At 51.5% G+C, this 20614-nt stretch carries 21 protein-coding genes and 1 pseudogene; 9 read left to right on the top strand and 13 right to left on the bottom strand.

Going from position 1 to position 20614, the window contains the following annotated elements; genetic code table 11:
• The first annotated feature begins 7 nt into the window (after nt 1-7).
• Together FPZ49_RS05310 and FPZ49_RS05315 are read left to right on the top strand one after the other, a co-directional pair.
• Nucleotides 8-550 (top strand): hypothetical protein, encoded by a 543-nt coding sequence (locus FPZ49_RS05310; RefSeq protein ID WP_144844288.1) that lies wholly within the window; start codon nt 8-10, stop codon nt 548-550.
• 84 nt (nt 551-634) lie between these two features.
• Complete coding sequence (locus tag FPZ49_RS05315) at nt 635-1027, top strand: rhodanese-like domain-containing protein (protein WP_144844290.1); 393 nt, start codon at nt 635-637, stop codon at nt 1025-1027.
• Between the two features lie 110 nt (nt 1028-1137).
• Here the strand turns inward: FPZ49_RS05315 and greA are convergent, their stop codons facing one another.
• The 9 genes and pseudogenes from greA to FPZ49_RS05360 form a co-directional block, all read right to left on the bottom strand.
• Complete coding sequence (greA, locus tag FPZ49_RS05320) at nt 1138-1617, bottom strand: transcription elongation factor GreA (protein ID WP_144844292.1); 480 nt, start codon at nt 1615-1617, stop codon at nt 1138-1140.
• Between the two features lie 100 nt (nt 1618-1717).
• The gene (locus tag FPZ49_RS05325; RefSeq protein ID WP_186445627.1) at nt 1718-2074 is read right to left on the bottom strand and encodes a nucleotide excision repair endonuclease; all 357 of its coding nucleotides are present in this window, start codon (nt 2072-2074) and stop codon (nt 1718-1720) included.
• A 111-nt stretch (nt 2075-2185) separates the two neighbouring features.
• Nucleotides 2186-2686 carry a GNAT family N-acetyltransferase gene (locus FPZ49_RS05330; RefSeq protein WP_144844294.1) on the bottom strand — a complete coding sequence of 167 codons (501 nt, stop codon included), beginning with the start codon at nt 2684-2686 and terminating at the stop codon, nt 2186-2188.
• 15 nt (nt 2687-2701) lie between these two features.
• Nucleotides 2702-3313 (bottom strand): VC0807 family protein, encoded by a 612-nt coding sequence (locus FPZ49_RS05335; RefSeq protein ID WP_144844296.1) that lies wholly within the window; start codon nt 3311-3313, stop codon nt 2702-2704.
• A gap of 37 nt (nt 3314-3350) precedes the next feature.
• Complete coding sequence (locus tag FPZ49_RS05340) at nt 3351-3932, bottom strand: TetR/AcrR family transcriptional regulator (RefSeq protein ID WP_144844298.1); 582 nt, start codon at nt 3930-3932, stop codon at nt 3351-3353.
• A 250-nt stretch (nt 3933-4182) separates the two neighbouring features.
• Nucleotides 4183-5520 (bottom strand): glycoside hydrolase family 3 N-terminal domain-containing protein, encoded by a 1338-nt coding sequence (locus FPZ49_RS05345; protein WP_144844300.1) that lies wholly within the window; start codon nt 5518-5520, stop codon nt 4183-4185.
• A gap of 288 nt (nt 5521-5808) precedes the next feature.
• Nucleotides 5809-6039, bottom strand: a complete 231-nt coding sequence (locus FPZ49_RS05350; protein ID WP_144844302.1) for a hypothetical protein — start codon at nt 6037-6039, stop codon at nt 5809-5811.
• A gap of 42 nt (nt 6040-6081) precedes the next feature.
• Nucleotides 6082-6351, bottom strand: a pseudogene (locus FPZ49_RS05355) (helix-turn-helix domain-containing protein); the annotation flags it as partial.
• A gap of 178 nt (nt 6352-6529) precedes the next feature.
• Entirely contained in the window at nt 6530-7717 is a 1188-nt protein-coding gene (locus FPZ49_RS05360) for a HEAT repeat domain-containing protein (protein WP_144844304.1), read from the bottom strand.
• Nucleotides 7718-8064: 347 nt separating this feature from the next.
• On the opposite strand from FPZ49_RS05360, the gene FPZ49_RS05365 reads away from it, so the two are divergent.
• Both FPZ49_RS05365 and FPZ49_RS05370 read left to right on the top strand, forming a co-directional pair.
• Nucleotides 8065-8550, top strand: coding sequence for a MarR family winged helix-turn-helix transcriptional regulator (locus FPZ49_RS05365; RefSeq protein ID WP_144844306.1), 486 nt, complete (start codon nt 8065-8067; stop codon nt 8548-8550).
• Nucleotides 8528-9790 (top strand): MFS transporter, encoded by a 1263-nt coding sequence (locus tag FPZ49_RS05370; RefSeq protein WP_261381262.1) that lies wholly within the window; start codon nt 8528-8530, stop codon nt 9788-9790. The genes FPZ49_RS05365 and FPZ49_RS05370 overlap by 23 nt, the downstream gene beginning before the upstream one ends.
• A gap of 47 nt (nt 9791-9837) precedes the next feature.
• Here FPZ49_RS05370 and FPZ49_RS05375 read toward each other — a convergent pair whose 3' ends face one another.
• Nucleotides 9838-10746 (bottom strand): phytanoyl-CoA dioxygenase family protein, encoded by a 909-nt coding sequence (locus FPZ49_RS05375; protein ID WP_261381263.1) that lies wholly within the window; start codon nt 10744-10746, stop codon nt 9838-9840.
• A 178-nt stretch (nt 10747-10924) separates the two neighbouring features.
• Here FPZ49_RS05375 and FPZ49_RS05380 point away from each other — a divergent pair, with 178 nt between their 5' ends.
• Nucleotides 10925-11779 (top strand): helix-turn-helix domain-containing protein, encoded by an 855-nt coding sequence (locus FPZ49_RS05380; RefSeq protein WP_261381264.1) that lies wholly within the window; start codon nt 10925-10927, stop codon nt 11777-11779.
• A gap of 48 nt (nt 11780-11827) precedes the next feature.
• On the opposite strand, the gene FPZ49_RS05385 is transcribed toward FPZ49_RS05380, so the two are convergent.
• Nucleotides 11828-14893 carry a PA14 domain-containing protein gene (locus tag FPZ49_RS05385; RefSeq protein WP_144844308.1) on the bottom strand — a complete coding sequence of 1022 codons (3066 nt, stop codon included), beginning with the start codon at nt 14891-14893 and terminating at the stop codon, nt 11828-11830.
• A 275-nt stretch (nt 14894-15168) separates the two neighbouring features.
• Here FPZ49_RS05385 and FPZ49_RS05390 point away from each other — a divergent pair, with 275 nt between their 5' ends.
• The 3 genes from FPZ49_RS05390 to FPZ49_RS35365 all read left to right on the top strand — a co-directional run bounded on the left by FPZ49_RS05390 (nt 15169) and on the right by FPZ49_RS35365 (nt 17577).
• Entirely contained in the window at nt 15169-16422 is a 1254-nt protein-coding gene (locus FPZ49_RS05390; RefSeq protein ID WP_144844310.1) for a hypothetical protein, read from the top strand.
• Between the two features lie 39 nt (nt 16423-16461).
• Nucleotides 16462-17307, top strand: a complete 846-nt coding sequence (locus FPZ49_RS05395; protein ID WP_144844312.1) for an acyltransferase family protein — start codon at nt 16462-16464, stop codon at nt 17305-17307.
• 93 nt (nt 17308-17400) lie between these two features.
• Nucleotides 17401-17577, top strand: a complete 177-nt coding sequence (locus FPZ49_RS35365; protein WP_222429873.1) for a hypothetical protein — start codon at nt 17401-17403, stop codon at nt 17575-17577.
• Between the two features lie 67 nt (nt 17578-17644).
• Here FPZ49_RS35365 and FPZ49_RS05400 read toward each other — a convergent pair whose 3' ends face one another.
• Together FPZ49_RS05400 and FPZ49_RS05405 are read right to left on the bottom strand one after the other, a co-directional pair.
• A complete protein-coding gene (locus FPZ49_RS05400; protein ID WP_144844314.1) occupies nt 17645-18412 on the bottom strand; it encodes an SDR family NAD(P)-dependent oxidoreductase in 768 nt (255 codons plus the stop codon).
• 35 nt (nt 18413-18447) lie between these two features.
• A complete protein-coding gene (locus FPZ49_RS05405) occupies nt 18448-19635 on the bottom strand; it encodes an alginate lyase family protein (RefSeq protein ID WP_144844316.1) in 1188 nt (395 codons plus the stop codon).
• A gap of 148 nt (nt 19636-19783) precedes the next feature.
• Between FPZ49_RS05405 and FPZ49_RS05410 the strand changes: the two genes are divergently transcribed.
• Nucleotides 19784-20545 carry a DeoR/GlpR family DNA-binding transcription regulator gene (locus tag FPZ49_RS05410; protein ID WP_186445631.1) on the top strand — a complete coding sequence of 254 codons (762 nt, stop codon included), beginning with the start codon at nt 19784-19786 and terminating at the stop codon, nt 20543-20545.
• The last annotated feature ends 69 nt before the right edge of the window (nt 20546-20614 follow it).

Raw genomic sequence — 20614 nt, forward strand, 5'->3', positions numbered from 1 at the left:
AACACTTATGCATCAACCGCAATCTTTGATTTATATTGTAGTGGGAATCTTTATTCTCTATCGCGTCTTTCTGCGTGTACGCCGCACGATCGGCTGGCAGCAGTTAAATCCCGGCAAAATGCAAGCCATGGCCGTTATATTCTCCATTGTAGGACTTATTTTTCTTGTGGAGGGCGGCGTATCCCCGATTAATCTGATCTCCGATGCGCTGGGCATTGCTGCAGGGGGTGCTCTGGCCTACTACGGCGCTATGATGACACAGCTGGAGCAGCGCGGAGACGGACGTTGGTACTATCGCCCGAACGTGTGGATCGGCAGTCTTGTGACGGTGTTATTTTTGGGGCGTCTGGGGTATCGCTTTTACACGATGTATACGATGTCTCAATCGGGTCATTCGATGGCCGGCGGGTTTAACAGCTTTACCGGTACCGCTAGCGTGTCGTGGACCACGGGGCTGATGTTGATCATGTTCGCTTACTACGTAGGCTACAATTTACTGCTGCTCCGCAAGAAAAAACACCAGCCGTCGTCCAGCGTCGGTATTCGATAAAGGGGCGACGCTCCCGCTTGTCCAAGGGTTGGAAATATGTTACAACTAGTGGGTAAGGAAAAATGGCTTAGGGAGGATTATGAAATGGCATTAACGTTCATGCAAATGGTGGCTGAAGCCCGCGAGAATGTACCAGGGGTCAGCTCCGCCGAAGCTCGTGAGAAAATCAATGCGAATCCGAACACCTTCGTTGTGGATGTACAGGATGCCGAGGCTGCAGGGGCATGCGGCTTAATTCCGAGCAGCAAAAATATTTCCCTCGGCATGCTGGCCATCCGAGCCGATCTGGAGCTGCCGGAGCATCTCCGGGATCCGGAATTGGCGGATCGTAACCGCCCAGTCCTCGTGACCTGCGGCGCTGGCGGGCAGGCTGCCCTTGGCGCATACCTGCTGAAAAAAATGGGCTTCACGGATGTAGCCTACATTCAAGGCGGCACTACTGCTTGGAAGAACGAAGGCTTCGAGGTCATAAAATAAGAAAAGCCCTGACCGAAGCCTATTCGAGGCTCAAAACTTATAAAGTCTAGTATTATAAAACAAAGGGGCTATCCCATGTGGGAGGCCCCTTTTTGCTATGTGCGATGAGGTTAGTTTGCTCGAATCTCGAGCAGCTCATACTGAATGATGCCCATGGGCGCGTTCACGTTGATTTTGTCGCCTACTTTTTTGCCAATCAGCTCTTTGCCTAACGGACTTTCGTACGAAATCTTGTTATCTGCGGCATCTGCTTCCGCTGGACCGACAATCCGGTACTCGATCTGCTCTGCAAATTCAATATCGTTAAGCAGCACCACCGAGCCGACGCTGACCTCGTTCAAGTTCATGTCTTTCATGTCCACAACTTTCGCCGTTTTCAGCATCCGCTCTAGTGTCAGAATGCGGGTTTCCATGAAAGCTTGATCATCTTTGGCTGAGTGGTACTCGCTGTTCTCTTTCAAATCGCCGTAGCTGATGGCCACCTTGAGCCGCTCCGCCAGCTCCTTGCGCTTGACCGTCTTGAGCTCGCGAAGCTCATCCTCAATCTTCTCCAAGCCCTCTTTCGTCAAAATCACTTCTTCATTGCTCACACGATCCACTCCCTACTTCTTTTTTTCTACTAGCATGCGGTCTGATCCATGTAATTTATACCAATTTTTTCGACGAAATTTCAGAACTATTCCATCCGCCTTATTTATACAGCACTTTCTCTACATTGTATTTGGCCTTAAATTTGTTTACGATGTAGGTTTCGTAAATTTCGCGCTCGACCGGATCTTCCACGGTATATACTTCGATTTTGGTGACCTCGTCGCGATGGTTTTTCATAGGGGATACCGTGTCTTCAAAATGCTTCTTGATTCTTGGCCGCAGCTTTCGGGCTTTGCCGATGAACAGCAGTTCATTCTTGGCGTTATAAAACATAAAGATGCCGCCACGTTCTCTTGTAATGAGATGGAAATCCGTAAAGCCGTATATATGACTCAGCTGGGGATCCTGTTGTTTGGTGATGGTCACATCCGGTGTGGGCATGGTAATCAGTATCAAGCTCGTTCACGTCCTCTTCGGTATATAGGATTACATACTACCATAATTTTCACCACAACGCACGGAACGAAGCAATCCCAGCTCTTCGAAGAGGTGGGATCGAGAATGGCTTTATAGCATTTTTTCCATACAGAGAAAAGGCAGCTTGCGCATCGGGAACTGCACCGTGCCAACCTCCCGGTACCCCGCCCGCTCATAGATAGCGACCGCACCCGGGTTGCCGGTATACACATCCAGCCGCACGCTCGTGCTGCCGGTGTGCTTAGCATGCTCCTCGGCAAATTGCAGCAGCCGCTTGCCCAGCCCTCGTCCTTGAAGGGCCGGATGAACCGCCAGCCGGTGAATGCATGAGGGTGCTCCATCGAGGTCTTCCCAGTGTAGCCCATTATATTGAGCGCTGAATTCCCGGTTGACCGCCACCGCAGCGATCAGCTCCGTACCTTGGCGGATCCCGTAAACGGTGCCTTGGCTCAAATCTTTGCCGATTACGAAGCCGTTCGGGTAAAACCAATCCCACTGCTTCACTCCGCCGCGCCGCAGCTCCGAGGTGACTGTGCGGTACAGCGACAGCAGCGCTTTTTTATCCTCGACGTTCAGCCGCTCAATTGGCATGGCGCAGCCCTTCCTTCAATGAAGCGTAGGCTTCATGGCATTGAATTTATCTCTCGAATGCCTGCGGTAAGCCACCGTCCATAGCACGGTCGCACCCACAAAGCCATACAGCACGAAATTGGTGAGCGCCAAATATTGCTCCGTCGACATATTGAACACCATAACGATCCGCACTGCAGCCTCCGAGGTGAGCGATATCCCCCACACGATGGTCATCAGCCTCATAACGAATCGGAAATACGGGTATTTCCAATTGACATCAAACTCATTATTGGCTACGAAGCGCTTGGCAAGAAAAAACATCAGCGGGCGGCGGAACAGCATCGAACCGAGGAACACGATCCCGACCGAGGCCGTAATGAGTGATTCGCGCACCAGCAAAATTTTTTCACTGCCACCCAGCATCACAAGCCCCAGGGTCAACAGGAACGTGAACAGCATCAGGGAGCCGAAGGCGTCGAATTTGCGGTTTTTGATCAGATGTACGATATTATCTACCAATGGGATCAGCGTTGCGATGGACAGCGCGGCAACCCCGCCCATGTAATCGGATAACCAGACATATAAAGCCCAAGGCACTACCCCATTAATAATCAGCGTAAACATAACATAAGTGCGCATTGACATCGTCAAACACTCCTTTGTTTGGTTAAATATTCCTGTCCTATGATAAAGCACGGGTCATGAAGCGAATTAATTCTTCGACGGTGACTTGCGAGTCCTGCTGCATTACCGTGCTTTGGACGCGAAGGCCGTACATGTAGGTGAGGAGCGAATCCGCCAGCTTATTACTGTCCGCTTCAGCCGGAATGAAGCCTGCTTTCTTGCCGACCTCGATCCAAGCTGAGCAGGTCTGGAGTGTAAATTCGTACACGTCCCTCACAATTTCGGCGACCTTGGGCTGATCCATCTGACCGAGCAGGTAGATGAAAATTTTATTCGTCACATTCGCATAGCTCGTTGCACGAATCATGCCTTCGGCAATCGACTGGAGCGGCTTCTGCAGTCCATAGGATTGCGGGTGGTTGACCGCTTGGCTGAAGCGCTCGTTGGCGATCTCGATCCGCGATTTCATAACCAGGCCGAGCAATTCGTCCTTGCCTGTAACGTAGTGATAGATGGCGCCTTTGGATAAGCCGGTGCGCTGGATGATATCCTGCATGGTCATTTGGCGGCAGCCTTTTTCATGGATCAGCGTCTCGACCGCGTCGAGTATCGCCTGGAAGCTGGATGAAGGATTGGTCATTGGTTCAGGGTCCCCTCTTTCATTTCATTGATCAGTGCCTTGACTCTATTGTCTAAGGCTCGCTTGGAAGCTGAATAAGACGACGATGATTCGGTAGAACATCGGGCTGCTCGAGCTAGCAAACCGACTGTCGGTTTGTCGATGGGTTCATCTTATCATACCGACCGTCGGTCTGTAAAGGGCACTTAGAAAAAATTTAAGCCCAGAACGACAGCGATCGGCTTCGATCGTATTGTTCCAGGCTTAATCGTTAGTTATACAGCATCTCGCTAGGCTCATCTAGGCGAATCGGCAGCTGACCGGACGCCTTCAGCGCTCCGAGCAGTACCTTGGCCGCGCTGCGCAGTGCCAGCGGAGAATTCTCGTAAGCTGCAACACAGGTGGATACGCCCGGGAAAGCGATCACATCCTTCGGGCTGCCCAAGGCGACGACGATAGGCTCGCAGCCGACCGCTTGAAGGGCTCGAACAAAAGCCCCTTGTTCGGCATCGCGATAGGCGTTCGAGGTCGCGATAATGACCTGTTCCCCGTATCGAACACTTCTAACCACCTCGGGTTGAAGAGCCGCAAGCTCCTTCTGCGCTACGACAAACTCGGTGACCTTGCAGCCGAGCTCCCGAAGACCTCTCCCGAGCGTCATCGGAACCTCCTGCATTCCGTGTGCATACAACGGCTCAGCGGCCGTCGTATCAACGGTGATCACATAGAGCGAGCCGTTCTTTGAAACCGGCAGCAGCCTTTTTTCATCGCGAGCTACTGTTATTGATACCTCACTGAGGCTCCGAGCCAAGGCTTGATGCTCGGCACAGCCGACAACCGAAGCTGCCTCTGCTTCCACGCCGTGCTCCACTCGTTTACGCTTGAGCTCCAGCAGGCACTGAACCGAGCGTTCGATGTGCTCCTCACTCAGACGTCCTTCGCGCACGGCTTGAACAATCGACTCGACCGCACGATGCCGGCCAGCCAGCCCATCGCTTACCCAAACGAGATCCGCGCCGGCTTCCACTGCCAGCAGCGCCGCTTGCTCCGTGTCGTTCTTCACCCTGCAGTCCGCCACCACGATACCATCGCAGCTGTATTTTTCACGGATCGATGCTGTCGACAGAACTTTCAAAAAGGTCGTCACACCAGCCTCTTGCCAGCCGCGAAGCAGTTGGTCAGCAACCGCACCTGTCTTGTCCACCCCATCCACGACCGGGGTTAGCTGCATGTTCATTCCCAGCGCCTTCAGCTCGCGACCATAAGCCACACCAGCTTCGTAAGCCGCCTCCACACGACCGCCAGCTGCAATCGCCATCGCTCCCGGCATTACGGTAACTCCGTAAGCCTCCTGAGCCAGAATCGCCTGCTGATCCAAAGCGATCCACAAAGATGCGGCCCCTACCTCCTGTGCTGCGTCTTGCAGCTCATAGCTTATAGCAGCCACCTGATCCGCATCAAGCGCGGAATTCCCATCAAAAATGACCCCGCTTAGCGATCGCTCCCGAATCAAACCGAGCAGCGCCTCCATAGACTCCGTTCCTTCAAATCTGCACATGACCATTTGAGCGACCTTTTGGTTTAGGGTCAGCTTCGTTCCATCTGTCATTTACGCATTGTCTCCCATCTTAAGCTAACATACTGCGCTTTTCATAGCGCTTGTCCACTCTCCTACCGACCCAAGAGCGCCTCCAACCTGTCTTTTATCCCATCGCTTCACGATATTTCAAAGTATGGAACCCCGTTCAATAGAGAGCATAGAGATCCATCATATACGAAAATGGGGCAAGATGACAATCCTTGTTTTCGCTCAGCGCAAAAAAAACACCGCCTATTTAAAGACGATGCTTTAGTGGTTATTGTTTCACTTGAATTGGTCGGCGTTCACGCGACTCTTCTACCGTCCCGCTAAACGAATGCGGAACGTATGATCAAACGGAGTGAGCAGGTTGACATGCAGCTCGTCACCAATCCGCTTCCCCTGGAACAGCAGATAGCCCATCATCGCGTGATTGTTGATCGAGCCAAGGCTGGACAGCTGCTCCGCAGCCAGATCGGCCATCGCCGCAAACACCGGGTCGCGATCAAGTGAAGCCATCAGCCGGTAGATGAGGAAGTACGGCGACAAATTCGCCCGTTGGGCCTCATGCCATGCGGGACGGGCTCCTTCTTAGGATTTGGACTGCATATATTTGCGGTAGTCCCCGGGGGTTACGCCGACGACCTTCTTGAACGTTCTGCCAAACGAGATCGCGTAGGTATAGCCCACCTTCTCCGAAATGTCGTTGATCGGCTCATCCGTCTCGAGCAGCAGCCGCTTCGCATGCTCCATCCGCAGATTGACGAGAAAATCAACGAACTTCATGCCGGTCATTTCTTTAAACAGCTGGCTGGCATATTTGCCGCTCAGATCGAAGGTGTCGCTGATTTGATTCAAGGATTAGCTCGCTGATTGCGGAGATGGAAATGAACAGGATGATGCTGACCGTGATGAACAGCATGGGAACATACGATAATAACAGCCGGTGATACCACGATTTTTTCACGCGCATCGCTCCCCTCTGTGGATCGGATAAAAAAAAACGGAGCCTCCGCTTCACGCGTCAGCTCCGCTTCCCTTACCCCCGAAGGCTTTCTCTTAGCTGCTTGGCCGCAGCAACGCTCTCATAGTAATCCGGGGTTCCGCTGAGCAGCCAATTGCGATGCCGTACCGCCGTTTCCTCCTGCTCTGGCTCGCCGTAGGTCCAGCTCTCTCCGATGCCAACTACGTAATCCTTCATCAGCATCAGAAGCGCGTTAGCCCATTGACGTGTTTCTCTCACCGTCGGAACGAGCGGATAATACTTATCGTACGCGGCGCGAATCAGCATATGCACCACTTCTTGGTACACCCCTGGAATGTCCGCTTCGTTTACTTTGCTCACAAGCTCCTCTGGCAGCTCTGCCTCATCGGTAGCCGCAAAGCTCTCGTACTCCTCCGGCGTCACGAAGCCCTGCTGCTTCGCCAGCCACAGCTTCATGCGATCCAGCGCAGGCTTATAGGCTGTCGGCACCGAAACGGTCAGCTCCGGCTTCGGATCGTCCAAGTCGATGACGAACGATTCGCCCATCTTGTAGATCTTCGCGTTTCCGCGCACCCCGAGCCAACGCAATGCGAGCAGTGCTTGTGTGCGCACCTTGCCGTCGAACTCTTCGTTGCGGCAGGCACGGCGCAGCAGCTTCTCGCTCCGCGGGTCCGGCAGCATGCAGAGCATGCGCACACCGGTCAGCACGGCGTCGGTATCTCCGCTTTCCATCCATTGTCTCACATGCTCATAGATCGCATCGAACGACTCCGTCGCAAGCCAATCCAGCTCGGTGCGGCGGGCCGCAATCTCGGCCAAGGACAGCATGCCTTGCGCACGCAGCGTTTCTTCGCCATGACGCTCCACCAGCTCTTGGTACGAGCGTACCAAATCGTCCGCCATTTCCAGCAGCGTTTCGCTGTCCTGACAGCCTTCGTGATTCGTCACAACCGAACGCACCCACTCGGAGAGCGCCAGCGGATTTTGCTGCCAGAACATCATTGCAAACGTAATCATATCCCGATCATAGGGGAGCTTGTCCTGCAGCGCGAACCGAGCCAGAATGGTTTGTGAATCGTGCTCCTTGCGCATTAAGCTATGGGAAAGCACCAGACCGTTCCACGCATTCGCGTTCTCTTGATCCTCGAGCAGTGCGCGGTAAAAGCAAAACGCCGCCGCACCGTAGGATTCTGCTTGCAAGTAATGACGGCCCATTGCGCCAAGGTCACCATATTGACTCATCTAAAGTTCAGCCCCCGTGATTTATATCGAATAAATGAAGATAGCCATAAGACCAGTATACCTTACATCGGGTAGGAATAAAAACCCTTTCATGCAAACTTTCTGGTTTTTGGAGCAAACCCATTCGTCTGCGCGTCTGGGGATGGGTGTGAGGCTCCAACCGTTCTTAAAATCGTTTAATTTGAATTGAATTAGCGGTATTTTTTACGATTTCAAAAACGGCCGCTATCGCTTTTCCGCCCCACATCCTCTCCGCAAAAAGAAGTTGCACTTGCAACTTCCCTGAACGTATACTAACTAGTAGCAAATGCAACTATCTGACCAGAGTGAGTGGAGGCACATGTCACATGCTTGACCCTAACAAAAACACGATCCCCCGATGGGTGTCGCTGCTTTACCGTTATAGCCAAATGTATATCGGTGACCGGCTCAAGCATTTTGATATCGGCCGGGGACAGCATATTTTTCTCAACTCGCTGTACAAGGAGGACGGGCTCACGCAGGAGGAGCTGTCCAGCTATTTGAAGATCGACAAGGGCACCACGGCCAAAGCGATCAAAAAATTGGAGCAGCAAGGCTACGTCACCCGCAAGCTTCGCGATGACGACAAGCGGTCGTACCACGTATTCCTGACGGCGAAGGCGCTGGAAATTCGCGAGGATGTCCGCGCGGTGCTCGTCGAATGGCGAAACATCCTCAGCCAGGGCTTCACCGAAGAGGAGAAGCAGCAAGCTCAGCTTCTGCTTGAGCGAATGGGAACCAACGCCGCACACTATATTGACACGCAAAAAGATCAGGCAGGTGTTTGTGATGAATCTCCGCATGGCCGGTGAACGGCTCATTAATAATCATTTTCACGCTTTAACCCACAAAAACTATCGCTACTTTTGGCTCGGGCAGTGTGTATCGCTGATCGGCACCTGGATGCAGACCATCGGACAATCCTGGCTCGTACTCACGCTAACCGGAAACCCATTTTTGCTCGGGCTGGTGGGGACGATGCAATTTTTGCCGGTCACGTGCTTCTCGCTGTTCGCCGGAGTCATGATCGATAAATTCCCGAAAAAGCGCATCCTGCTTTGCACCCAAGCCTTCTCCATGCTGCTCGCCTTGACCTTATCCGTCCTCGTATTCACGAATAAGATTCAGTATGGGCATGTGCTGGTCTTCGCCTTTTTGCTCGGGTTAACGAACACCATTGATATGCCGACTCGGCAATCGTTTAACGTCGAGATTGTAGGAAAAGAGGATCTCATGAATGCCATCGCGCTCAACTCGATGACCTTTAACGCAGCGCGGATTATCGGGCCTTCGATCGGCGCGGCCATGATGGCCTACTTCGGTGCGGGCTGGTGCTTTTTGCTGAACGGGCTTAGCTTCATCGCGGTGCTGTACGGCCTGATAAGGACGCAGCCGACGGCTTACGTAAGACCTAAGAAAGACGCCAGCATCTTGAATGAAATCAAAGACGGCATTCGGTACATCGCGAGTGACCGCGTCCTTTCGCAGACCTTGCTGCTCGTGACCGTGATTGGCACGCTGGCCTTTAACTTTAGCGTCCTCATTCCGACCTTTACGAGGGATGTACTGCATCTGCAGGAGAGAACCTACGGTGCAATGATGTCCTGCCTGGGTGTCGGCTCCCTGATCGGGGCACTGCTGACCTCCATTCGAAGCAAAAAAGGGCCAAAGCTGGCCGTCAGCATGATCTGCTCCATTGTGATCTCGTTTATTTTGTGCCTGAACGGGCTCTCCGGGTCCCCCTATACACTTGGCTTGGCGCTTGCGGCTACGGGCTTTTTCAATATTACGTTCTCGACGAACTCCAACTCGCTGCTGCAAATGCATGCTAAGGATGAGTACAGGGCACGGGTAATGAGCGTCTATGCCTTGGTATTCGCCGGCTCCACACCGGTCGGAAACCTGTTCACAGGCTATGTGGCGAGCAAATTCGGAGCAAATGGAGCGTATATTTGGTGCGGGGTGCTGTGTTTCGTGGCGAGTGTGCTAATCCTGGCGATCTATCGCGGAAGTGGCAAACACAAACAGACCTCGGTGGAATCCACCTCCTAAAATACAAAAATCCTCGAGCCCCATCAAGGCTTCGAGGATTTTTTTCGCTATTCCCGCCAATACTCTCTATGCGGATACCGGTGTGTAGACGGCGCAACGGTTTCCGTCAGCGCAAACTCTCCCGTCGGAGCATACATAAACGGCTCCTTATCCTGCACGTAGTCGGCTTCCGCCCGGCGCTTCAGGCAATCCAGCAGCACCTGCTGCTTTAAGCTGAGGTACTCGCGCGTGTGCGGCCCGAACTCGGCTTCGATCTCGCCCGGCCGGAATTCGTAGTACACCGTGCGGCGAAGCGCATTGCCATCCCCGCTCGGCGAGCCGTGCAGCACCTCGATATCGTGAAAAATGACATCGCCCGCTTCCAGCGGCACCGGAATCGCATCCGATGTATCGAAGCCTTCGCGTCTGCACCTCTCGATCGCTTCCGCTCTAGTCCACCGATTCGACCCTGGAATGACCCAGAGACAGCTCTTCAGGTCGGACGGATCGAGATAAAAGTCCACGTTGAAAATCGGGCGCGGGTCCGTGCAGCCTTCCGGCTTTTCCGCATCGCGGTGCCAAGGAACGATAATGCCCTCATCCGGCATCTTAAGCACCATCGAATCCCAGGTTGGAATAAAGTTCGGACCCTGCAGCTTTTCCACCGACCGTAGAATGAACGGATGGCCGAGCAGCACCTTGTTCGGATCGCTTTTATCAATGACATATTCGACCCGCCGGAACACCTGCGTCCCGCTCTTCGTCCCCTTCCCGTACATATAATCGGGATCGTCGTTTTGGCCGGCCATGCCGAGTTCGACCTGCTGCATCATTTCGGCTTGAATCCGTGCCAGCTCTTCTCCTTCCAGCACATGGCTGACGACCAGAAATCCGTTGTCCAGAAAAAACTGCGCCTGCTCGTCCGTGATGCAGTCCTGCGTGCGGGCGTCCACCTTGGGAATGTGAAATGTATCCACGATCCAGTCAGCTCCTTCTCCGTTGTATTGCGCTTTCAAGCTAATTATACTTCGTGAACATTTCGATGTATTTAGCCTCAACCTGCAATTTTGTATCCGAAATCACTGCCCTATTTTCACACAAATATGGTAAGCTGGATTGTAGCATCCCATCCCCCAAAAAGAGGTGCCAAGCTTTATGGAGCGTCCAAACATCGTCATGCTGCATCCCGATGAAACGATTCCACATATGCGGGATTATTATTTTCCTCCCTATATCACATTGGCTCACCTGTTTAATGCCCCGGCCGACTGGGCCATCCGTGACCGCACGCTAAAGCAATTCGCACTGCAGTACGTTGTCAAAGGTCTGGCGATTTACACCGTTGAGGGCCACCCGTACGAAACAAAAACTGGCGACCTCCTGTTCCATCGCCCCAATGAGCTGCACTCCATCGAAACGGTCGAAAGCCACCCGTACGTCTGCATTTCGCTGGTGTTCCACTACGGCTCATCTCCCTTCCCGATCGAGCAGCTGATGAAGGGTGCGCATGCCCTGGGCAATTTTAACAACCACCCCATCGAGCAAAAGCTCCACCAGCTCCTCGTCCACTACCGGCAGCCCGGCTTGCTTCACCAAACGCTGTGTCAAGGATTGCTGTCGCAGATTCTGGCAGAGGCCGCAGCCTGGAACGATGAATTCGGCACCCCATCCGACATGCAGCTTCAGAACAAAGCCAAGCTCGTGCTCGTGAAAAACTACATCATAAACCACTACGCTGAAGGACTGGACTACTACGCGCTGGAAACGATTTCGGGCCTAAGCCAAAACTATATCATTGTGCTGTTTCGCAAAACGTTCGGCATGACGCCGACGGAGTACTTGACCCAGGTGCGCATCAACAAAGCGAAGGAGCTCGCCGTGCAAACGAACATGTCGGTCAGCGAGATCGCCCGCGAGGTCGGCTACGCCAACGTTCATGCCTTCGGCAAAATGTTCAAGAAGAAGACCGGCACCAGCATTACCCAATTTTGCTCGACATTGATTTTATAGAAAAAAGACCTCGCACCATTGTGCAAGGCCTTGCGTACTTATTAATCACTAAGGCTGAACCACATTGCTTTCATGCACCCATTTATATCCAAGCCAGGTATCGATTCGATAAAATTCCCCTCTTTTTTCCACCGCCTTAACGGTCTGTGCGGCTAAATATCCTACAACGGCCGAGCAAGCGTCCGGCTGCTCATACAACGGTGTATCCGGGCTCACCTGAAGAGATCTCGGTTCAGCCCCTGCATCCCCTACTTCAACGATCGGCATCGTTGGATAGAGCACACCTCTTAAATCAAAATCCCATTGCGGGTAGGTGATATTCACGCCCCCTTTGGCCAACTCTAGCCGGACGCCATCGCCGTCCTTCAGATCCGGCAAGAGGACCGTCGCCTTTTCGTTTTTGGTCACTGAACGGTACATCTCGCTGGAGCCATCCGGCTTCGCGGGAACGACACTGAAGGATTGGGAGCTGCTGGACCAGTACAAATAGGCGGAGTGAGGATCGCCGTTGTTCTCGTAGAATGTCACTACCTCTAAATCATATGTTTTTCCAGCCTCCAAATCGACACTGGCTTGCATTTTCGGCTGGCACGAATCTATAAGCTTTTTCCCGTTCAGATATATCTGCGTCCTGCATTCCCCATCGTATATGAACGTGTATTTTTCTGAAAATTGCGGCTCAATTTTACCTGTAATTCGATAATATCCATTCGAATCCCCTGATGTACCGAGCGTTTTATTGAATCCGAAGGAACCACTGGTACCGGTCGCAACCGGATTGGTTAAATTGGCATCAAAGTGTTGATATCTGCGTACCGTTACAGCTCCCGTTTCCCGTGCAGGATAGGCCCCCCAGCTGATCTTCACATTACCGTCTACATTCGGGGTAAAGGTGAGCGCCGGCCCGTTCTTCGTTTTCTGCAGCTGAACATCGCCAAGGAGCGGGCCCTCTTCAGCCTCTTGAACCACAAGGAAACGCGGATAATCGGCGGTCGGAGCCTTGACTGTTATCGTACTGCCGGTAGAGCTTACGATCTCGACTTTGTTCTTGCTGTTATGGATTGGATCGAATGCATAGACGCTCGCCCCTACACCATTGACGTTGGAGAGCGTGATTTCAAAATCTTGATCAGGCATCTCATATCTTGCGGGATCAAGCTCATCCTTGGATGCGTCCCAGGCGTGCGTTAGATTGCGCGTCACGACATAATAACCGATGGCAAATTGATTCGCTGCAAGCTGGTATGGCAGGATGGCCAAGTCCTCGGCCTGATACCGTGCCGGATGTGCGTCGGTGCCGTCACCGTTATACACAATTCTCGGCTTATATTCCAAAATGCGGTCGACATTGAGCTTTCTAGGGTTGGCAATTGACTCGCCGGCTTTCATGAATTGAACCAGGTTCGTAATGGACTGGATTTCAGGACCCACCTTCGATTTGGCTGAGCTGTCCAGCAGGTAGCCATTGCTTTCCAAGGCAGAGAAGAATGCGTCCGGTACAATGCCGAATTCCAAATCTCCCCCGTTTATCGCGTAGGGGAACGTATGGGCAAAGCCTTTGTGCTGAAAAAAGACATAGGAGCGCAGCAGCGCCTTGGTTTCCAAGCTGTGCATCAGCTGAACCAGTTGAGGATTCGTAGGCTGAATCCCTTTTTGCTGCACGAGCTTACCAGCGAAAACGCCCCGGTGATAATTCGTTTCCGACATCCACAGCTGCGCTTCTTTACCGCCCCCTATGCTGGCATATCGGTAATGATCTGCAAACGGCCCTGGAAATGGCTGTGCTTCTCTGGCAAATTCCGTCTGATATGAATAAAACCAATATTCTGGAAAAGAGTTAATCTGCGTAGGAACATAGGGATCGCTTGCGCCGAGCGCGTTCACCGTCGGATATTGTTGAACTGTCGATGAGGATATGACTGAACCGTTTTGATCAAACCCGGTATAATAATGCTTGCTAAGCCCATCCTGATTTTTCCACACCGTCGCTCCATCATCCCAAGGCCGTTGATTGGAGAAACCGCTAATTACTTGGACTCCGGGGAGCTGATGCTCCGGGTTTTTGATATAGTTGGCCGTAAGGGGCAAAATGACCTCCGCACCGGTCTTCACATTCGTTCCTTCGGTATAAGAAAGGTCCGCGGAAAATTTCAGCGGCGGATTATAGTAATTGTTGATATCCAAAAACTGTGATCCGAACGAGTATTCATTCCATACTTCCACGTCAAAGCCTGCATCGGCCTGCCCCTTTGTTCCAAGCCTCCGGGCTACAAAATCAGACACCGTCGCTACATAGTTGAGCCATCCATCGATTGTTTCCTGTGCAGCACCGTTCTTCGTGCCATCCGAGAACTGTACGCCAGAGAACGGACGGTATTTTAAACGGATCAGGTTCTGGCTGCCGGAACGTAAATCCGCCTTTAACGCATCCGATAAAATGCATTGCCCTGTAGCGGCATCGACCGCCGTAATGATGGGATACATAGATTGATACTCCTGTCCCTGAAGCCCCGTATATCCAGGCACAATGCCGGACACGTCGCTTACATAGATGGCCCTGTCTCCAGCTTTGGCTTGCTGCTTCAGGGAGACCGGCACCATTTTATACGGAACCGGGAGACCGGCATTGGCATTGAGCAAGATCAATGGCCGGATATGATGGTTTTTAAACGCGTTCAAAATGGTCGTTAACTGGGCGTCGGCGTTGGTATTCAGCTTGCTTTCGTCATCAAAAGAGATTTCCTTCCACGGAATTTCCAAGCGGGCCGAGGTGATCCCTGCATCCTGCAACACTTGCGCCGTTGCCTCCGCAGCTTCAGGTTTAATCGTGTTGTTGAAATTGATTCCAAGGGAGTTAATTAGACTGGGGGCATCCCGAGTATCCATGTAGCTTCTCCAGGGTGCCGCATAGAAGCTGCGGACCCCGAATGGAACATTTTGCTCGCTCCAATCCGTGTAATTGCCCGGCAGTGGCCGTGAAGCAGTGACGCCGTCCCATGTACCAATCCGGTTCAAATCCTCTTGAACGGAAGCCGCACTCACATGGCCGCCGGCCAACAGCACCAAACTTAATCCCAAGCTTACTACGCGTTTACTGACTTGATGTAGTCTCAATATTCTGTCCTCCAGTTATTTTTATGAATTGCTAAAAAAGATAATTGAACTTTCTTGATACATTTAGTATCATAATAACAGTTCTCTTCGAGTAGGGGAATCATCTTATATGCAAATTCATTAATAAAGACAACTATTTTCTAGAAATAAAGGCCTCATCTTAGATTAGATGCTCGACAAAATGAAACATTTTGTATCACTCAGTACAGTCCTAGCCAACGTCGGACGATTCAGAGGGCTTATTTGCTTCATTACCCACTTAGGAGGTCATTCTTATGTTTACCTTAATCAATAAAATCAAGCTTACTCGAAAACAGCTTATTCTATTCCTACTGCTTTCCATTTTTGTAAAGCTCGCCATTACATTTACTACCAAAGGTTTTCAAGGTGATCTGGATTTTTGGCGGCTTTGGATGGAGGATCTCGGAGCCTATCAGCTTGGAGGCATTTACACGCATGACGACTCGGTCAATTATCCTCCCATGTTTTTAACGGTGCTATGGGTTTTCCATACGTTCGTTAAACACGTTACGATCTATTCCGTAAAGCTTCCTGTGTTAATATTTGACCTGCTTGCTGTGCTGCTTATGATGTATGTGTTCCGCAAATTAAAGCTAACGGATTCGCAGCATCGCAAGCTCATCCTCTATTTATTGTTTAGTCCGGTGCTGCTATTTATTTCCTCCGTATGGGGGCAGATTGATTTTGTCCATAGCGCATTGATGTGCCTTGCCATTATTGCCTTACCTTATCTTCCGTTCGGTTCAGGACTCCTGTTTGCGCTGGCACTCCTGACCAAGCTGCAGGCTATCGTCATTGCGCCCGTGTTTGCCCTGTTTCTGCTGCAGCAGCTAAGGCAATCCAACGTCCGCTGCGTTTGGAGCTATATCTCAGGCTTCCTTCTCCCATGGCTATTGTTCTCTGTATATTTCATCCTCAACTTTTCATTTGTAGCGTTTATCCAGCATTCGTATATGTCTGCCGTCGGCTACTTTCCCTATGTCAGCTTATACGCTATGAACATCTGGTTCCATGTGTTCGGCGTTGCCCCTGAAACCCTAGATACGCAGTACATGCTTCCACATTTGACCTATAGAGCGTTCGGTTTCGGTCTTCTGGCCTTATTTACAGCTTACAGCATTTACTACCTGACCTCCTTTAAGCAGTATAGTTTAAACACACTTCTCAAAAGTGGATTGATTTTATCCTTTTCCTTTTATATGCTGCCGACGGAGATCCATGACAGATATATTATCCCTTCCGTCGTACTGCTGGTGATGGTTGCCTTCTTTGAACGAAAGCGGGTCTGGTTTGTGCTCATGCTTGGCTTGGACCTGGCTTCACTCGTCGGCATAGCCATTTTTTTAAAGCATACCAAATATCCTTGGCTCGATCAGCTCGGTACGAAGGTTCCCTATGTTTTTATCGCCATGTTCGTTACCGTCATAATTATTACCTGGAACGAGCTGCATGCAGAAAAACGCAAGCTGATGCCTTCGGACGATGCTGTGATCATAGCGCACAATTAATAACTTCCCCGGTGGGGACGAAAAAAGGAGTGACCCTGCATGAAGGAGCGATATACTCAATTGGACGCCCTTCGGGGATTGGCAGCTCTCAGCGTCATGTTTATGCATTTTTTCCCGGTCGGCTTTAGCCCCATGTTCGATACACTAGAGAAGGCATACTCACCCTTCAGTATTTTTTTCAAGGGACGAGAAGCCGTTGACTTTTTCTTTATTCTTAGCGGCTTAGTTCTCTCCTTGCCGTTCTTGGAGCATAGCACACCGTCCTACCCGGCCTATCTGATCAAACGATTTTTCCGTATTTATGTCCCTTATCTAATATCGCTTTTCATTATTCTCCTATCGTTTTCTCCCCAAGTGACGCCAAGCGTCGTATGGGCACATTTTTGGGGTCTCGGTAATTTCGACACCCGAGGTATTAACGGCGTTTATTGGTCTTTAGTTCATGAAATGCGGATTTCGCTCATTTTCCCATTTCTTGTTCTGCTGCTCCGAAACGTTAAATTTATTTACATCCTTCTAGTCTGCTTTTCCTTGTTTGCTCTTGGACGGCTGAATGTTACTCTACAGTGGGAAGCCTCCAAAAGTGTTCTTGTCGACACTAGCTTTACTGCCAGTTTGTATTATATTTCAATGTTCCTGTACGGTATGCTGATTGCAAGACATAAGCAGCATATGATCCAGATGTATCGAAAGCAAAGCAAAAAAATAAAGCTTGTCCTCCTGATTGCCAGCTATATTTGCTACAACTACGCCATCAACGCTATTACCTTTCTGCTAAAGCTTGGAGTTTTGAGGCAGTTTGATTTATTGACGCGAGATCAGCTCGTCATCCTTGGTGTATGCGGGTTTATCGTGATCGCATTGGCCTCACCAACCGTTAGCTGATTGCTTCAAACGAGCATTCCTGTGTTTATCGGCAATGTTTCTTTCAGCTTATATTTATACCACGGCATTATATATAAGGAGCTAGAGCACGCCTTGGCCAGACGCCTTTCAGAAACTGTGCTGGCGGTGATCTCAGTCGCAGTTTCTATTGCTGCAGCTTACTTAGGGTGGGTGCTGATCGAAAAGCCTTTCATGAGCATCGGTAAAAACGTCACGGCAAGACTTACGAGATTCCACCAGCAGTTGAAACAAAAGCAGCTGCATACTTAAATTGGAGTGAGCGAATACGAAAGACCTTACCCAAGGTGTTGGGTAAGGTCTTTCGTTAAATGCAAGCTTATCTCATGAATGCGCCACCGTTGATTTCAACCGATTCGCCTGTAATAAAAGAAGCGTAGGAAGAAGCAAAGAATGCTGCAACTCCGGCTACATCCTGCGGAACACCGCCTCGAGCGAGAGGGATGCCTGCGATGGTTGCTTTTTTGCCTGCCTCCGACGTGAAGGTCGAGTGGAATTTCGTCTCTTCGATAAAGCCTGGGGAAATCGTGTTAACACGAATGTTATGCGGTGCGAGCTCTTTAGCCAAGCTCTTGGACAAGGTCAAGATCGCGCCTTTGGATGCTGCATAGATGCCGGAGCCTGGGCCGCCGCCGTTATGCGCTGCCAGCGAGCTCAAGTTGATGATCGAGCCTTCGCCTTTTGCTTTCATGCCAGGAATGACGGCTTTGGTTACGAATACCGTAGACGTAAGGTTTACATCGATTACTTTCTTGTAAAGATCCATTGTCATTTCTTCAATCGAACGGCGCTCCACGAGGTTCCCTGCATTATTTACCAAAATATCGATGCCTGTACCAAATGCTGCCTCCGATTGCTCTACCAGCGTCTGGATTTGCTCCAGATCGGTCACATCCGCTTGAAGAATTACGGCTTCGCCGCCTGCATTGCGAATTACGCCAGCCGTTTCTTCTGCACCGTCACGGTTGCTAAGATAATGAACGATTACCTTCGCTCCGCATTCTGCCAGCTCGATCGCGATGGCTCTCCCGATGCCGCCGCTCGATCCTGTTACCAAAGCTACTTTACCAGTCAAATTAACGTTCATGTCCCCGTTCCCCCATCAATTAGAATTAGATATGATTAGATTAGTGCATTACTTCTTTCGTTCGCTGCTGCATGAAACGGATGACCCGGCAAAAAGACCAACGGTCCGAGCCGCTCCTCGCCATCCTTCACCCACTTGGCTTCGCCGCGCCGCTTCATGTTCACCCGGCTGCACTCCGGCAGCTGCAGTCGCAAGGACGCGAGCTGAAGCGAGACGTACTCCTCCGGAATTTCTCCGTCGATCTGCTCCCACTTCCACAAGTATGGATTGTCGAGATATGGAAGGACGAATTCAATCGCGGATTGAAAGCTGATTCCATTCGCGGTCCGGTAATGCCATAAGTCCTCGCCCTGAAGATGAGCGATTTCACAGAGTAACGCCGCCCCGTCCAGTTGAAACAGCGTATAGTGGAAGGAACGGGTGCGTTCCAGCTCCTTCGGCAGGCTGCCGTCCGGCTGAATCTGCTCCGGTACGATCACGTGCTTAAAATGGTCAAAAGCCAGCTGCAGCTTCTCTTTATTGCCGGTGTAAGCTGCGTAGGCAGCCACATGCGTCGTCCACCAAACCGCGTGATTCCCGCTTGAACGGCTTTCATCCAAACCGATCTTGCTCGTTGTCAGCCACTCCAGCATTTGTGATAGCCACTCGCGCATGCCAGTCAACACGTCGTCCCATTCAGAAGATAGCTCCTCCATGAAGCCTAGCGCATGCACGATCCGGTCTACCTGACGAAGCATAATAATTCCTGCCGCCCGCCCGTTACAAATACCGCGAATCGCTTCGCCATACTCCACATGCGGATTCATCCGCGTCTCTGGATCCACGAACCAGATGCGGAGCAGCTCGGCGGCACGAGTCGTGTAGCGCTTCTCATCCAAGTAATAGCCGGCGGTGCAAAGCGTTAGTACCGTACCAGACAGCTCATCAATCGATGACCGGTGTCCCATGAACCGGTCATGCCGGGTGATGCCGTCTTTGCGAATATACGGTCCATCCGGGTTCTCCGGGTCCGGCCACCAGTATGGCGCTTCGCTGACGTAATCGTGCGGGTCGCCGCTTGGCGCGACGGCTCCGAAGGAGGTGACGCTCCATGGACCGCGCTGCAGCGCTTCATCCGCTTTTTCCTGCAGATCGCGGCGAATGATACGCCATACTCCATCGGCCTTCGCGACCTTGAGCTTGACACTGCGCACAAAATCCGGATCAACAAAAACAAATCCCATAAGGCCCTCCGATCTACAGCACTCCCATATCGATTTTGAAACAAAAGCTTGCTATACTTAGCTGTACCTTATAAAATTAACACATGAAACGCACATAATCAAACATTTTCGAACGACATTAATTAAATTTTATTCTGAGGTGAACCTTGTGCTCCCAGAAATTAGGCATGCCAAAATCATTGAAACCCTAAATAATGAAGGCTCCGTGAAAGTTTCGGAAATCAGCAAGCAGCTCCAGGTTACGGAAAAAACGATCCGCGAAGACCTGGAAAAGCTGGAGTCTCGCGGCATTTTGAAGCGCGTGCATGGCGGAGCGGTCGTCGTCGAGCATGACGATTCGATGCTTCCGATTCTGAAGCGTCGCGTACGGCAGCGGCAGGAAAAGGAAGTGATCGCTGCGGAAGCCTATAAGCTGATCGAGGACGGTCAAATCGTACTGCTCGACGCGGGCTCCACCACGCTGGAGCTGGCCGCATTGCTGCAGCACCGGACGCTGACCGTAGTCACCAATGATACGAAGATCGCTGCGCTGCTCGCGGAGAGCAACCAGATCGAGCTGTGTGTGCTGGGCGGGTATCGGCGAAAAGGAACGTACACGATCATTGGGCCAAGCGCCATGCAGATGATGGACGAGCTGAATATCGATATCGCGTTTCTGGGCTGCACCGGCGTGGATTTGGAGCGTGGACTGTCGATTTTTCACCGGGAAGAGGCCGAGCTGAAAAAACGGATGATGAAAGCGTCCCGAACCGTGGCGCTCCTTGCAGACCACTCTAAGTTCGATCGGACGGCGTTGGTTTCTTTTGCCGGACTGGAAGAGATCGATGTGCTGGTGACGGATGAGGCTACGAGCAGTACGCTGCTGGAGCAGATCGGCGCCATGGGCGTTCAAGTGGTCCGAGCGGAGTAGGCTTGGGTGAACAGGGTCTGCTGCCGTTTGCGGGGCGTATGGCGAATATATATTTCCGCACATTAAGGG

It is taken from the genome of Paenibacillus cremeus (genome assembly GCF_007786445.1).
In the GTDB taxonomy this organism is placed as follows: domain Bacteria; phylum Bacillota; class Bacilli; order Paenibacillales; family NBRC-103111; genus Paenibacillus_G; species Paenibacillus_G cremeus.

Excerpts from the sequence above, each read along its gene's own strand:
- FPZ49_RS05310 (WP_144844288.1), top strand. The coding sequence starts at position 8 with ATGCATCAACCGCAATCTTTGATTTATATTGTAGTGGGAATCTTTATT.
- FPZ49_RS05315 (WP_144844290.1), top strand. The coding sequence starts at position 635 with ATGGCATTAACGTTCATGCAAATGGTGGCTGAAGCCCGCGAGAATGTA.
- FPZ49_RS05330 (WP_144844294.1), bottom strand. The coding sequence starts at position 2,686 with ATGCCAATTGAGCGGCTGAACGTCGAGGATAAAAAAGCGCTGCTGTCG.
- FPZ49_RS05335 (WP_144844296.1), bottom strand. The coding sequence starts at position 3,313 with ATGTCAATGCGCACTTATGTTATGTTTACGCTGATTATTAATGGGGTA.
- FPZ49_RS05340 (WP_144844298.1), bottom strand. The coding sequence starts at position 3,932 with ATGACCAATCCTTCATCCAGCTTCCAGGCGATACTCGACGCGGTCGAG.
- FPZ49_RS05345 (WP_144844300.1), bottom strand. The coding sequence starts at position 5,520 with ATGACAGATGGAACGAAGCTGACCCTAAACCAAAAGGTCGCTCAAATG.
- FPZ49_RS05360 (WP_144844304.1), bottom strand. The coding sequence starts at position 7,717 with ATGAGTCAATATGGTGACCTTGGCGCAATGGGCCGTCATTACTTGCAA.
- FPZ49_RS05365 (WP_144844306.1), top strand. The coding sequence starts at position 8,065 with ATGCTTGACCCTAACAAAAACACGATCCCCCGATGGGTGTCGCTGCTT.
- FPZ49_RS05370 (WP_261381262.1), top strand. The coding sequence starts at position 8,528 with ATGAATCTCCGCATGGCCGGTGAACGGCTCATTAATAATCATTTTCAC.
- FPZ49_RS05380 (WP_261381264.1), top strand. The coding sequence starts at position 10,925 with ATGGAGCGTCCAAACATCGTCATGCTGCATCCCGATGAAACGATTCCA.
- FPZ49_RS05390 (WP_144844310.1), top strand. The coding sequence starts at position 15,169 with ATGTTTACCTTAATCAATAAAATCAAGCTTACTCGAAAACAGCTTATT.
- FPZ49_RS05395 (WP_144844312.1), top strand. The coding sequence starts at position 16,462 with ATGAAGGAGCGATATACTCAATTGGACGCCCTTCGGGGATTGGCAGCT.
- FPZ49_RS05400 (WP_144844314.1), bottom strand. The coding sequence starts at position 18,412 with ATGAACGTTAATTTGACTGGTAAAGTAGCTTTGGTAACAGGATCGAGC.
- FPZ49_RS05405 (WP_144844316.1), bottom strand. The coding sequence starts at position 19,635 with ATGGGATTTGTTTTTGTTGATCCGGATTTTGTGCGCAGTGTCAAGCTC.